We start from the raw sequence: 12,104 nt of genomic DNA, 5'->3' as shown, positions 1-12,104 counted from the left end.
CATGGCCACCGAAGAAACCCTCGTCCTCGTCAAGCCCGACGGTGTCGCCCGCGGCCTCACCGGCGCGATCCTGGCGCGCATCGAAGCGAAGGGCTACGCGCTCGTCGACATCCGTCTCGTCGAGCCCGACCGCGACCTCCTCGCCGCCCACTATGCCGAGCACGAGGGCAAGCCGTTCTATGAGCCGCTGCTCGAGTTCATGCTGTCCGGCCCGTCGGTCGCGATCCGCCTCGCCGGCAACCGCGTGATCGAGGGCTTCCGCTCGCTCGCCGGCACGACCGACCCGACCACCGCCGCCCCCGGGACGATCCGCGGCGACTTCGGGCGCGACTGGGGTCTCAAAGTGCAGCAGAACCTCGTGCACGGCTCCGACAGCCCGGAGTCCGCGGCCCGGGAGCTCGGCATCTGGTTCGACTGAGTCAGTGCACGACGAAGCCCGCCGCACCTCGGGTGCGGCGGGCTTCGTCGTGTCGGCGGTGGATCAGAGGATCATGCCGATGACCTCGCCGAGGAGGTCGAGACCGCGCAGCTGCGCGAGAAGGATGATGACAGCGAACGCGAGGACGGTCGCGAGAGGCACCCAGGCCATGAGGCTGTTGGCGCGCGCCTTGACCTTCTCATTGCTCGTGAAGGTGCCGTTCCGGGTGAGATGCACCATGGTCGCGAAGAACGTCGGGATCGTGACCGACCAGGTCAGCATGCACCAGGGGCACAGCACGCCGAGGTTGGGGGCGTAGAGGCTCTGCCAGATCAGCCAGCAGACGAGGCCGAACGCGAATGTGACGCCGACGCCGAACGCGGCCCAGAACCACCGGGGGAATCGGGCACCGGCGAGGATCGCGACACCGACGACCAGGGGAGCGATCCAGAGGCTCAGGCCGATCAGGGGGTTGGGAAATCCGAAGATCTCTCCCTGCCAGGATCCGAGGTTCTTGCCGCACTGGATCATCACGCTGACGTTGCAGCTGAGCTCGGCGTCGGGATTCTCGAGCTGGATGAACTTGTCGATGGTGAGCTGGAAGGCGGCGAACCAGCCCATGACGCTCGCGATGATCAGCCAGACGGCGTAGACGACGGGGCGGGTGCGCTGCTCGCTCATATGTGGATTATCACAGCGATCGCTATGGATCGGGCGTGAGGCGACCGGAGAATATCGAACTCCGGCGCGGGAGGGGCCGTCGATGCCGCGTTCGCGGCCACTTGGTGCGATAATGGCCTGTGATGCACCGCTCGACCCCGTCGTAGCACGCATCGACGCAGACTTCGGGGCCGTATGCCCCTCGCGACCAGAGCCCAGAGCCGGTCGCACACCGAATGAGTTCGCGACACCCCGGTGCCGCATGAGAATTCGCGGAGCACCCGGTGCACCGCGCGAGGAGTACGCCAGAGATGGCCGACGAGAACAATGAACATGACGCCCCTACCCTCGACTTCCCTGCGGATGCTGACGCATCAGCCGCAGTGATCGCGGAGACTCCCGAGGAGTCGCCCGCGGAGGAGACGCCCGCCGAGGACACGGTGGTCGAGATGGATGCCGCGCCCGCCGCTGCTGACGAAGCTGCTGCGCAGGATGCCCCGGATGCCGAGGGATCCCCGGCTGCGGAAGAGGCTCCTGCTGCGGAGGAGAGCCCCGCTGCGGAGGAGGCTCCGGCCGCCGCCGAGGCTCCCGCTGCCGAAGACGCTCCTGCTGTCGAGCAGGCTCCGGCCGCCACCGAGCCGGAGGCGTCCGAGCCCGAGGAGCCGGCGAACCCCGCCCCGGTCACGGCGGTCTCGCTGGGTCTGCTCCCCGAGGTCTTCGTGTCGCAGGTCTCGACGCGTCTGCACTTCTATGCTCCCGAGATCGTGCCGCTGCCCGCCCGTCCCGGTCGCGACCGCGGCTTCGAGCGAGACCTGGACCGCGACGGCGACGAGTCGTCGTCGGGTCGACGCGGCCGCCGCCGCCGCGGTGGATCGGACGAGGGCGACCAGCGCGACGAGCCCCGCCAGCCGCGCCAGCGCGTCGTCGAGTACATCACCGAGCCGAAGGCGATCAAGGGATCGACGCGTCTCGAGGCCAAGAAGCAGCGCCGCCGTGACGGCCGCGATGCGGGCCGTCGTCGTCCGGTGGTCACCGAGGCCGAGTTCCTCGCGCGCCGCGAGTCGGTCGATCGGAAGATGGTCGTGCGGGCCAAGAACGGTCGCACCCAGATCGGCGTCCTCGAAGACGGCGTGCTCGTCGAGCACTACGTCGCCCGCAACCAGGACGCGTCGCTGATCGGCAACGTCTACCTCGGTCGCGTGCAGAACGTGCTGCCGAGCATGGAGGCGGCGTTCGTCGACATCGGTCGCGGTCGCAACGCCGTGCTCTACTCCGGCGAGGTCGACTGGGACGGCGTCGAGACGGGCAACCAGCCCCGTCGCATCGAGCTCGCCCTCAAGGCCGGCGACCGCGTTCTCGTGCAGGTCACGAAGGACCCCGTCGGGCACAAGGGCGCTCGCCTGACGAGTCAGATCTCGCTCCCCGGTCGCTACCTCGTGTACGTGCCGGGCGGATCGATGAACGGCATCAGCCGCAAGCTCCCCGACAACGAGCGCGCGCGCCTCAAGCGCATCCTCAAGGAGGTGCTGCCCGAGTCGTCCGGCGTCATCGTGCGCACGGCGGCCGAGGGGGCCACCGAGGAGCAGCTGACCCGCGACGTGCAGCGACTCACCACGCAGTGGGAGCACATCCGCAAGCAGGTCGAGAGCCAGCAGGCCCCCGCGCTGCTGCACGCCGAGCCCGACCTCCTGGTCAAGATCGTCCGCGACGTCTTCAACGAGGACTTCACGAAGATGCTCATCCAGGGCGAGGACGCACAGCGCACGATCCGCGCCTACCTCGAGAGCGTCGCGCCTGACCTCCTCGAGCGTGTCGAGACCTACGAGGACGAGGTCGACCCGTTCGACGCGTTCCGCATCACCGAGCAGATCGAGAAGGCGCTCGACCGCAAGGTGTGGCTGCCGTCCGGCGGCTCGCTCGTGATCGACCGGACCGAGGCCATGACCGTGGTCGACGTCAACACCGGCAAGTTCGTCGGCTCCGGCGGGAACCTCGAGGAGACCGTCACGAAGAACAACCTCGAGGCCGCCGAGGAGATCGTCCGCCAGCTGCGTCTGCGCGACATCGGCGGCATCATCGTCGTCGACTTCATCGACATGGTCCTCGAGTCGAACCGCGACCTCGTGCTGCGCCGCCTCATCGAGTGCCTCAGCCGCGACCGGACGAAGCACCAGGTCGCCGAGGTCACCTCGCTCGGACTCGTGCAGATGACCCGCAAGAAGCTCGGTCTCGGCCTGCTCGAGACGTTCAGCGAGGCCTGCGAGGTGTGCGCCGGCCGAGGTGTGATCGTGCACCACGACCCGGTCGTCAAGCACCGCTCGAACGGGAACGGCAACGGGAACGGCAACGGCAGCGCGTCGTCGAACAACCGTCGTCAGCGCGGCGGCAACGGCCAGGGCCAGAGCCCCGCGCCCGCGACCGGGACGACCCACAGCATCCCGGAGGGTGCCAAGTCGGCGCTGGCGCAGATCGCCGCATCGACCCGCACCCCTTCGGTCGACGTCGTCGCGGATGCTCCGACCGTGGTCGGCACGGATGCCGCTGCCGCGCCGCAGGAGCGCCCCAAGAAGCCCCGCAAGAAGCGCGGCTCGGAGCGCAAGGGGCCGAAGTCGCCCGCCGAGCAGTTGCTCGACTCGGTGCTCGACGCCCTTCCGGAGCCGAAGGCACCTGGTCAGGGCCGTGGACGCCGACGTGTGACGACCGCTGCTCTGACAGGCACCCCCGTGTCGGTGAACTCCGACTCAGCGGGTCCGGTCGCGTCCTCGGACGCGGAGTCCTGACGCGATCAGCCGTGTGACGAGCTCCTTGCCGCCGACGTGCTGAGCGCCGGCGGCGATGAGCCGCGGCAGCGCGTCCTCCGGCACGTCGTAGTGGTCGAGGTCGAAGGCCCGGCTGGGGAGTTCCTGGGCGCGCGCGAAGGCGTGCAGCTCGTCGAGGCTCTCGTCGCTGACCAGGTGCGCCCACAGTCGTCCGTGGGCGGGCCAGACGGGGTCGTCGACGAGGATGGTCATCTCGCCAGCCTAGAGCCGGACACGCACCCCGTGACGTTTTGCCTCCGTGTCCGGCATCCGGTAAAGTAGTCCCTTGGTGCGCATGCCGCGTCGTCCTCGACGGTCGGAGCGGAGAGTCTTGCAGTCGCACCCGTCGCCCTGCGACGCATGCAAGCAACAGTCTTCCCGTGAGATTCTCGGAGCCCCGCGCTCCCCAACGAAACAGGTATGAAGTGGTTTACGCAGTAGTGCGCGCCGGTGGGCGGCAGGAGAAGGTCGAGGTCGGCACGATCGTTCAGCTCGACCGTGTTCAGGCTGCTCAGGGCGAGAAGATCGAGCTGGCCGCCGTGCTGCTCGTCGACGGCGCCACGGTGACCACCGACGCTGACCAGCTCGCGAAGGTCAAGGTCACGGCTGAAGTGCTCGGCAACCTCCGCGGTCCGAAGATCGTCATCCAGAAGTACAAGAACAAGACCGGCTACAAGAAGCGTCAGGGCCACCGCCAGGAGCTCACGCGCGTCAAGATCACCGGCATCAAGTAAGACCGAGGAGACCAGGACATGGCACACAAAAAGGGCGCAAGCTCCACCCGCAACGGTCGTGACTCCAACGCACAGCGACTGGGCGTCAAGCGCTTCGGCGGTCAGCAGGTCCTCGCCGGCGAGATCATCGTCCGTCAGCGCGGCACCCACTTCCACCCCGGCGTGAACGTCGGCCGTGGTGGCGACGACACGCTGTTCGCTCTGGCCGCCGGCGCGGTCGAGTTCGGCGCGAAGGGCGGCCGCAAGGTCGTCAACATCGTCGCCGCTGCTGAGTGATCACAGCACGACAGTAGACATCCGAATCGGGGCGGGCTTCGGCCCGCCCCGATTCTCTTTTGCAGGGAGAGAGACATGGTCACCTTCGTCGACACCGTGACGCTGCATCTGCGCGCGGGCAAGGGCGGCAACGGCTGTGTCTCCGTCCACCGCGAGAAGTTCAAGCCGCTCGGCGGACCCGACGGCGGCAACGGCGGCGACGGCGGCGACATCGTGCTCGTCGCCGACCCGCAGACGGGCACGCTGCTCTCGTACCACCACTCTCCCCACCGCAGCTCCGGCAACGGCGGCCCCGGCATGGGCGACCACCGCGCGGGCTTCATGGGCGAGGATCTCGTCCTCCCCGTGCCCGTCGGTACCGTCGTGAAGAATTCCGCGGGCGACGTGCTGATCGACATGATCGAGCCGGGGGAGCGCTTCGTCGTCGCGCAGGGCGGTCAGGGCGGTCTCGGCAACGCGGCTCTCGCGACCCCGAAGCGCAAGGCCCCGGGCTTCGCTCTCCTCGGCACACCCGGGCACGAGGGCGATGTCATCCTCGAGCTCAAGACGGTCGCCGACGTCGCGCTGGTGGGATACCCGTCGGCCGGCAAGTCGAGCCTGATCGGCGCGATCTCCGCCGCACGCCCGAAGATCGCCGACTACCCCTTCACCACACTGCACCCCAACCTCGGTGTCGTGCAGCAGGGCGACTTCCGCTACACCGTCGCCGATGTCCCCGGCCTCATCGAGGGAGCGAGCGAGGGGCGCGGTCTGGGTCTGGAGTTCCTCCGCCACGTCGAGCGGTGCTCCGCCCTCCTGCACGTCCTCGACTGCGCCACGCTCGAGCCGGGTCGGGACCCGATCTCCGACCTCGACGTCATCCTCGCCGAGCTCGCGGCCTACGAGGTGCCGGAGGGGCAGACACCGCTCCTCGAGCGCCCGCAGCTCGTCGCACTGAACAAGGTCGACGTGCCCGAGGCGCGTGATCTCGCCGACCTCGTGCGCCCCGACCTGGAGGCCCGTGGTTTCCGCGTGTTCGACATCTCCACCGTCTCGCACGAAGGGCTCCGCCCCCTGACCTTCGCGCTCGGTGAGATCGTCGAGCAGCACCGTGCCGAGCAGGCCGCAGCCGCGCCGGTCCGCGAGCGCGTCGTGATCAAGCCCAAGGGGGCGCAGAAGGACTTCACGATCCGGGTCGAGGGCGGCACCTACGGAAACGTGTACCGCATCATCGGCGAGAAGCCCGTGCGCTGGGTGCAGCAGACCGACTTCCAGAACGAGGAGGCCGTCGGGTACCTCGCCGACCGCCTCGAGAAGCTGGGCGTCGAGGACGAGCTCTTCCGGCTCGGCGCCGTGCAGGGCTCGACCGTGGTGATCGGCGAGGGCGACAGCATCGTGTTCGACTGGGAGCCGACCATGTCGTCGGCCGCCGAGCTCATGACGGCACCGCGCGGCACCGACCCGCGTCTCGCTCCCAACGGTCGTCGCACCACCTCGGAGCGGCGCGAGCAGTACTACGAGCGGATGGATGCCAGGGCCGTGGCCCGGGCGGAGGCGGAGGAACGCCGTCTCGCGACGCGCGAGGACGACGCGTGACAGCTCGCACGAGGGCGGACCTCGCGACCGCTTCGCGGATCGTCGTGAAGGTCGGCTCGTCGTCGATCAGCGGGGAGGCGTCGTGGCGCATCCCCGTGCTCGTCGAGGCACTGGCTGCCGCGCACGGGCGCGGCGCCGAGGTCATCCTCGTCTCCTCGGGGGCGATCGCCACCGGCATCCCGTTCCTGCGCCTCGACGCCCGGCCGACCGACCTGGCGACTCAGCAGGCCGCCGCGGCCGTCGGCCAGAACATCCTCGTGTACCGGTATCAGGAGGCACTGCGCCCGTTCGACATCGTCGCCGGTCAGGTGCTGCTCACCACCGGCGACCTGGAGAACCCGACGTCGCGCAGCAACGCCCGTCGCGCGATGGAGCGCCTGCTCGGCCTCCGCATCCTGCCCATCGTGAACGAGAACGACACCGTCGCGACGCAGGAGATCAGGTTCGGCGACAACGACAGGCTCGGCGCTCTCGTGGCTCAACTCACGCAGGCCGATGCGCTGGTGCTGCTGAGCGACATCGAGTCCCTGTACACGCGTCCGCCGTCCGACCCCCGGGCCGAGCCGATCGATGTCGTCGCTCCGGACGCCGACCTCTCAGGACTCGAGTTCGGATCGACCGTCGTCAACAGCGTCGGCACCGGGGGAGCGGCGACCAAGGTCTCGGCTGCGCGGCTCGCCGCGGCATCCGGCATCGGAGTGCTCGTGACGAGCGCCGACCTCGTCGGACAGGCCCTGGCAGGCGAGGAAATAGGCACCTGGTTCGAGCCGGCGCTCTCTTAGACTGGGCGGATGACCGACCAGACCCCGCAGGTGCGCCTCGAGCGCGCCAAGGAGGCGTCCCGCGCCACCGCCGCGCTGACCAGCGATGACAAGGCCCGCGCGCTCGAAGCGATCGCGGCGGCCCTCGAGGCGAACTCCGCGACGATCATCGCGGCGAACACCCGCGACATCGAGCGCGGTCAGGCCGATGGAATCGGTGACTCGCTGATCGACCGCCTGCGCCTCGACGACAAGCGGGTCGCCGCCCTCGCGGCCGCCGTGCGCGAGGTCGCCGCCCTCCCCGACCCGGTGGGCCGGGTCGTCGGCGGGCATCGGATGCCGAATGGCGTGGCGCTCGAGCAGGTGCGCGTGCCCTTCGGGGTCGTCGGCGCCATCTACGAGGCCCGGCCGAACGTGACGGTCGACATCGCGGCACTCGCTCTCCGGTCGGGCAACGCCGCGGTGCTCCGTGGCGGCAGCGCCGCGCGCGACTCGAACACCGTGCTCGTCGAGGTCATGCGTGACGCCCTGGCAGGGGTCGGCATCACCCCTGAGGCGATCCAGACGGTCGACGACTTCGGCCGCGATGGCGCGAAGGCGCTCATGCACGGCCGCGGCTTCATCGACGTGCTCGTGCCGCGTGGCAGCGCAGGGCTCATCGAGACCGTGGTCACGGAGTCGACGGTGCCGGTGATCGAGACCGGGGCGGGCAACGTGCACATCGTGCTCGACGAGAGCGCTCCCGATGACTGGGCGCGCGACATCGTCGTGAACGCCAAGGTGCAGCGTCCGAGCGTCTGCAACGCGGTGGAGACCGTGCTCGTGCACCGTCAGGCCGCGCCCCGGCTCGTGCCCCTCGTCGCCAGCGCTCTGCAGAGCGAGGGCGTCGCGATCCACGGTGACGACATCGTCGCCGGCCTCGTCTCGAACGTGATCCCCGCGACCGAGGAGGACTGGGCCACCGAGTACCTGAGCCTCGACATCGCCATCAAGGTCGTCGACACGCTCGACGACGCACTCGACCACATCCGTCGTTACAGCACAGGGCACACCGAGTCGATCGTGACGACCGACTCCCGCAACGCCGAGCGGTTCCTGGCCGAGGTCGATTCCGCTGTCGTGATGGCGAACACATCGACGCGCTTCACCGACGGCGGCGAGTTCGGGTTCGGCGCCGAGGTCGGCATCTCGACGCAGAAGCTGCACACCCGCGGCCCCATGGGACTCGCCGAGCTGACCAGCACGAAGTGGCTGGCGCGTGGGGCGGGGCAGACTCGCGGCTGAGGGCTAGACTAGGTGGCGCTGCGGCGCTACGAGCGCCCACCCGCCAGCCACGAAACGGAGCAAGGATGAACCTCGTCGCACAGATCGCGATGGCCGCCGCCGAGACCGAGCACCACGGAAACGTCGCTCTCGAGACCATCATCTTCGGCGTCATCGCCGCGATCGTGTTCGCGTTCCTCGCGCTCGTCACGCTGTCGTACAAGAACGTCGCCAACCGCCACTCGGCCAAGGCCGAGGCCTGGGCCGCCAGGCACGGCAAGGACGGACACGAGGCAGGGCACGGCCACTAGTCCCGTATGACTGACACGACCTCGCGCCCCGCGCGCATCGGTGTGATGGGTGGAACGTTCGACCCCATCCACCACGGACACCTCGTCGCCGCGAGCGAGGTCGCGCACTCCTTCGGGCTCGACGAGGTCGTCTTCGTCCCCACCGGTCACCCCTGGCAGAAGTCGGACGTCACCCCCAGCGAGCATCGCTACCTGATGACGGTGATCGCGACGGCCTCGAACCCGCAGTTCACGGTGAGCCGCGTCGACATCGACCGCGAGGGGCCCACCTACACGATCGACACGCTGCGGGATCTCAAGAAGGCGCGGCCGGATGCCGAGCTCTTCTTCATCACCGGGGCCGACGCCGTGGCGCAAATTCTCAGTTGGAGGGACCATGATGAACTGTGGGAACTGGCCCACTTCGTCGCGGTCTCCCGCCCAGGTCACATCCTGAGCACCGACGGCCTCCCGAGCGACGACGTCAGCCAGCTGGAGGTGCCTGCGCTGTCGATCTCCTCGACCGCCTGCCGCGCGCGGGTACGCGAGGGGGAGCCGGTCTGGTATCTCGTTCCCGACGGAGTCGTTCAGTACATCGCGAAGCATCATCTGTATCGGAGCAAGGCATGAGTACATCGGATCAGCCCGCGCAGGGCCCGCTGACACGAAAGCAGCTGCGGGAGCTCCGACTGACGGGTTCCACGCCCGTCATCACGCCCGACGAGGCCGCAGCCGCTGCGGCGGCGACCCCTCCAGTTCCCGCCGAGCCCGCTCCGGCTCCGGAGCAGGCGGCCGCACCGGAGCAGGCGGCGGCACCGGAGCAGACGGAGTCCGAGGGCGAGGACACCGGCGAGACGCGTCTCACCCGCCGCCAGGTGCGCGAGCGCATCCGCACGGCATCCGTGCCTGTCGTCGACGGGGAACAGGCCGACGCAGAGCAGACCGCGTCCGCCGATGAGGATGCCGCCGGCTCCGCCGCTCCCGACCAGGTTTCCAATGATGACGAGTCCGTCGTGACGGCTGTCCCGGTCTTCGCGCCGCCCGCACCGTCCGAGGAACAGGATTCGTCGTCGGACGACGATGACGAGGTCGACGAGGAGCTCACGGTGCTCCCGGTCAGCGCTGCCGCGAGTGTCGACTCGGTCGGCGTCGTGCCGCTCGTGCCGGCATCCGTGGAGCCTGACGAGGCGCCCGCCGACACCGGCTCGAACGAGCCCCAGGACGACGAGGACCCCGTCGCGGCCGTCGCAGCCCTGGGAATCGAGGTCGAGACGGAGCCCGAGAACGACGACGATGACGACGCGGAGGACGACGTGCTCGCGGACGTCGACGACGCGGACGACGTCGTGGTCCCCGAGGGGGAGCGCCCGACTGTCAACTCGGCCTTCGGCAGCGGTGTGCTCGGCAATGAGCCGGAGCCGCAGAAGCCGTTCGCCCCGTCGTTCGACGAGCTCCTCACGGTCGGCGACTCGACCGGGTCGCACCGCGCTCCGAACACCCTGATCTTCACACCGAGCCCCGGCGAGGGCTCCCTGTCCGGTCCCGTGGCCTCGACCGGCGAGATCCTCGTCACCGGATCCTACGAGCTGCCGAAGGGGCTCGGATCGCAGGGCCACGCCCACGGCACCACCGACGGCAAGGACGTCGACGCCGTCCTCATCGACGGGGAGCTGCCGCCGGCATCCTCTCCCACTCCGATCGCGGCGAGCTCCGCGATCAGCACCATCAAGCCCGCCGGAGAGGTCATCCGTCCCCCGGCGCCCGAGAAGGGCAACCGGCTCATGATCATCCTCGCGATCGTGGCGGGTGGTCTCGCCCTCGCGGTCGGGGTCGCCGTCGTGATCGCCATCACCACGAATGTCTTCTGATGCAATCACCTGAAACCGCCGAAGAGATGCTGCAGATCGCAGCAGAGGCCGCTGTCTCGAAGGGGGGCGAGGATCTCGTCGCCCTGAACGTGTCGGAGCCGCTGCCGCTCGTCGACATCTTCCTGCTCGTCACAGGCAACAGCGAGCGCAACGTCGCCGCGATCGCCGACGAGGTCGAGGACCGTCTGATCGAAGCCGGACACAAGCGCGTGCGCCGGGAGGGTCGCGCCGAGGCGCGTTGGGTCCTGCTCGACTTCGGCGACCTGATCGTGCACGTCTTCCACCAGGAGGAGCGGGTCTACTACGGACTCGAGCGCCTGTGGAAGGACTGCCCGGTCATCCCGATCGAGCTGGCCGAGCCCGCCGACCGCAGCTGACATGCCCACCCACCTCGTCACGGGTGCCGGTTCGGGCATCGGTGCGGTCGTCGCACAGCGCCTGCTGGAGCGCGGAGACGATGTGATCGTGCTCGCACGGGATGCGGGCCGCGCCCGAGAGATGACGGCAGCGCTTCCCGGGGCGACCGCGCTCGTCGGAGATCTCGCCCAGCCCGGTCGCCTCTCGTGGGCGTTCTCGAAGCAGCCACTGCCCGAGCGCATCGACTCGCTGATCCACGTCGCGGGGGTCGTCGACCTCGGGTCCGTGGCCGACCTGCCGCCCTCGCTGTGGGAGCAGCAGCTCGCCGTGAACCTCGTCGGTCCGGCGGAGCTGACCAGGCTGCTGCTGCCCGTGCTGCGGGTCTCGCGCGGACGGGTGATCTTCGTCAACTCCGGAGCGGGGCTGCACGCTCATGCCGGCTGGGGCGCGTACGCGGCATCCAAGCACGGGCTGCGCGCGCTGGCCGACGCGCTCCGGGCGGAGGAGGCGGAGCACGGCGTGCTCGTGAGCTCGATCTACCCCGGGCGCACGGCGACGCCGATGCAGGAGCGCGTGCACCAGCAGGAGGGGCGGGAGTACGACGCCGAGCGCTTCATCACCCCGGAGAGCGTCGCGACGACCATCCTCACCGCGCTCGATCTGCCGTCCGACGCGGCTCTGACAGACCTCACCGTCCGGCCTGCTCGCTGACCCGTCTGCCGTCGATCGGCGCGGTTGTCAAGGGGCTCGGTTCTCTTCGTCGTGCCGGAGATGATCTCCGCGGGGAGAGAGTCTTGGAGGACTGTCACATGAATGGAGATCCGGAGCCGAGATACGTGCTCAACCGCATCACCCCGTCGGAATGGGTGATCAACGACCGCCGGTACGCCGAGAACGACCCTCGCTACGTCGTGGCGTGCGTGTACGAGTACGCGGAGACGGAGGTGGAGGTCGTGTGGTTGCGTGATCTCCCTCTGGCGATCCGCTACTCCACCGCGTACGACGTGCTGGAAGACGTCTCGCGAGTGCAGGATTCGAGCAGGGCGACGCGCCCGATCGCCATCCCGCACCTGCCGCCGCTGCTGGCGACCTGAGCGCTCCTTT

15 protein-coding genes are annotated in these 12,104 nt (G+C 69.2%); 13 read left to right on the top strand and 2 right to left on the bottom strand.

The window, feature by feature from the left end; translation table 11 throughout:
• The first annotated feature begins 1 nt into the window (after position 1).
• Entirely contained in the window at positions 2-418 is a 417-nt protein-coding gene (ndk, locus tag RAC69_RS03270) for a nucleoside-diphosphate kinase (RefSeq protein WP_067120383.1), read from the top strand.
• A gap of 63 nt (positions 419-481) precedes the next feature.
• On the opposite strand, the gene RAC69_RS03265 is transcribed toward ndk, so the two are convergent.
• A complete protein-coding gene (locus RAC69_RS03265) occupies positions 482-1,099 on the bottom strand; it encodes a vitamin K epoxide reductase family protein (protein ID WP_375085068.1) in 618 nt (205 codons plus the stop codon).
• A gap of 290 nt (positions 1,100-1,389) precedes the next feature.
• Here RAC69_RS03265 and RAC69_RS03260 point away from each other — a divergent pair, with 290 nt between their 5' ends.
• Positions 1,390-3,858 carry an Rne/Rng family ribonuclease gene (locus tag RAC69_RS03260; RefSeq protein WP_375085066.1) on the top strand — a complete coding sequence of 823 codons (2,469 nt, stop codon included), beginning with the start codon at positions 1,390-1,392 and terminating at the stop codon, positions 3,856-3,858.
• On the opposite strand, the gene RAC69_RS03255 is transcribed toward RAC69_RS03260, so the two are convergent.
• Positions 3,820-4,089: a DUF4031 domain-containing protein gene (locus tag RAC69_RS03255; RefSeq protein WP_341934152.1), complete on the bottom strand. Its 270-nt coding sequence runs from the start codon at positions 4,087-4,089 to the stop codon at positions 3,820-3,822. The two genes, RAC69_RS03260 and RAC69_RS03255, sit on opposite strands and share 39 nt — an antisense overlap.
• A 212-nt stretch (positions 4,090-4,301) precedes the next feature.
• On the opposite strand from RAC69_RS03255, the gene rplU reads away from it, so the two are divergent.
• The 11 genes from rplU (at position 4,302) to RAC69_RS03200 (ending at position 12,094) form a co-directional block, all read left to right on the top strand.
• Positions 4,302-4,610 carry a 50S ribosomal protein L21 gene (rplU, locus tag RAC69_RS03250; protein ID WP_179297631.1) on the top strand — a complete coding sequence of 103 codons (309 nt, stop codon included), beginning with the start codon at positions 4,302-4,304 and terminating at the stop codon, positions 4,608-4,610.
• Positions 4,611-4,628: 18 nt separating this feature from the next.
• Positions 4,629-4,886, top strand: coding sequence for a 50S ribosomal protein L27 (rpmA, locus tag RAC69_RS03245; protein ID WP_017202370.1), 258 nt, complete (start codon positions 4,629-4,631; stop codon positions 4,884-4,886).
• A 75-nt stretch (positions 4,887-4,961) separates the two neighbouring features.
• Positions 4,962-6,461 carry a GTPase ObgE gene (gene obgE / locus RAC69_RS03240; RefSeq protein WP_375085064.1) on the top strand — a complete coding sequence of 500 codons (1,500 nt, stop codon included), beginning with the start codon at positions 4,962-4,964 and terminating at the stop codon, positions 6,459-6,461.
• The gene (gene proB, locus RAC69_RS03235) at positions 6,458-7,243 is read left to right on the top strand and encodes a glutamate 5-kinase (RefSeq protein WP_341934154.1); all 786 of its coding nucleotides are present in this window, start codon (positions 6,458-6,460) and stop codon (positions 7,241-7,243) included. The genes obgE and proB overlap by 4 nt, the downstream gene beginning before the upstream one ends.
• Positions 7,244-7,252: 9 nt before the next feature.
• Entirely contained in the window at positions 7,253-8,506 is a 1,254-nt protein-coding gene (locus tag RAC69_RS03230; protein ID WP_375085062.1) for a glutamate-5-semialdehyde dehydrogenase, read from the top strand.
• Positions 8,507-8,571: 65 nt separating this feature from the next.
• Positions 8,572-8,796, top strand: a complete 225-nt coding sequence (locus tag RAC69_RS03225) for a hypothetical protein (protein ID WP_375085061.1) — start codon at positions 8,572-8,574, stop codon at positions 8,794-8,796.
• Between the two features lie 6 nt (positions 8,797-8,802).
• Positions 8,803-9,405 (top strand): nicotinate-nucleotide adenylyltransferase, encoded by a 603-nt coding sequence (gene nadD, locus RAC69_RS03220; RefSeq protein WP_096715584.1) that lies wholly within the window; start codon positions 8,803-8,805, stop codon positions 9,403-9,405.
• Positions 9,402-10,643: a hypothetical protein gene (locus RAC69_RS03215; RefSeq protein WP_375085059.1), complete on the top strand. Its 1,242-nt coding sequence runs from the start codon at positions 9,402-9,404 to the stop codon at positions 10,641-10,643. Before nadD ends, RAC69_RS03215 begins: the two co-directional genes overlap by 4 nt.
• The gene (gene rsfS, locus RAC69_RS03210) at positions 10,643-11,020 is read left to right on the top strand and encodes a ribosome silencing factor (RefSeq protein ID WP_341934158.1); all 378 of its coding nucleotides are present in this window, start codon (positions 10,643-10,645) and stop codon (positions 11,018-11,020) included. Before RAC69_RS03215 ends, rsfS begins: the two co-directional genes overlap by 1 nt.
• Position 11,021: 1 nt before the next feature.
• A complete protein-coding gene (locus tag RAC69_RS03205; RefSeq protein ID WP_375085058.1) occupies positions 11,022-11,711 on the top strand; it encodes an SDR family oxidoreductase in 690 nt (229 codons plus the stop codon).
• A 98-nt stretch (positions 11,712-11,809) separates the two neighbouring features.
• Positions 11,810-12,094, top strand: coding sequence for a hypothetical protein (locus tag RAC69_RS03200; protein ID WP_096715580.1), 285 nt, complete (start codon positions 11,810-11,812; stop codon positions 12,092-12,094).
• The last annotated feature ends 10 nt before the right edge of the window (positions 12,095-12,104 follow it).

This window comes from Microbacterium sp. LS_15, assembly GCF_041954735.1.
Lineage (GTDB): Bacteria > Actinomycetota > Actinomycetes > Actinomycetales > Microbacteriaceae > Microbacterium.
This window is presented reverse-complemented; position numbering and strand designations above follow the sequence as displayed.

Coding starts and splice junctions, on each gene's coding strand:
- RAC69_RS03255 (WP_341934152.1), bottom strand. CDS start 4,089: ATGACCATCCTCGTCGACGACCCCGTCTGGCCCGCCCACGGACGACTG.
- RAC69_RS03215 (WP_375085059.1), top strand. CDS start 9,402: ATGAGTACATCGGATCAGCCCGCGCAGGGCCCGCTGACACGAAAGCAG.
- ndk (WP_067120383.1), top strand. CDS start 2: ATGGCCACCGAAGAAACCCTCGTCCTCGTCAAGCCCGACGGTGTCGCC.
- nadD (WP_096715584.1), top strand. CDS start 8,803: ATGACTGACACGACCTCGCGCCCCGCGCGCATCGGTGTGATGGGTGGA.
- rsfS (WP_341934158.1), top strand. CDS start 10,643: ATGCAATCACCTGAAACCGCCGAAGAGATGCTGCAGATCGCAGCAGAG.
- RAC69_RS03205 (WP_375085058.1), top strand. CDS start 11,022: ATGCCCACCCACCTCGTCACGGGTGCCGGTTCGGGCATCGGTGCGGTC.
- RAC69_RS03260 (WP_375085066.1), top strand. CDS start 1,390: ATGGCCGACGAGAACAATGAACATGACGCCCCTACCCTCGACTTCCCT.
- RAC69_RS03225 (WP_375085061.1), top strand. CDS start 8,572: ATGAACCTCGTCGCACAGATCGCGATGGCCGCCGCCGAGACCGAGCAC.
- RAC69_RS03265 (WP_375085068.1), bottom strand. CDS start 1,099: ATGAGCGAGCAGCGCACCCGCCCCGTCGTCTACGCCGTCTGGCTGATC.
- rpmA (WP_017202370.1), top strand. CDS start 4,629: ATGGCACACAAAAAGGGCGCAAGCTCCACCCGCAACGGTCGTGACTCC.
- RAC69_RS03200 (WP_096715580.1), top strand. CDS start 11,810: ATGAATGGAGATCCGGAGCCGAGATACGTGCTCAACCGCATCACCCCG.
- obgE (WP_375085064.1), top strand. CDS start 4,962: ATGGTCACCTTCGTCGACACCGTGACGCTGCATCTGCGCGCGGGCAAG.
- RAC69_RS03230 (WP_375085062.1), top strand. CDS start 7,253: ATGACCGACCAGACCCCGCAGGTGCGCCTCGAGCGCGCCAAGGAGGCG.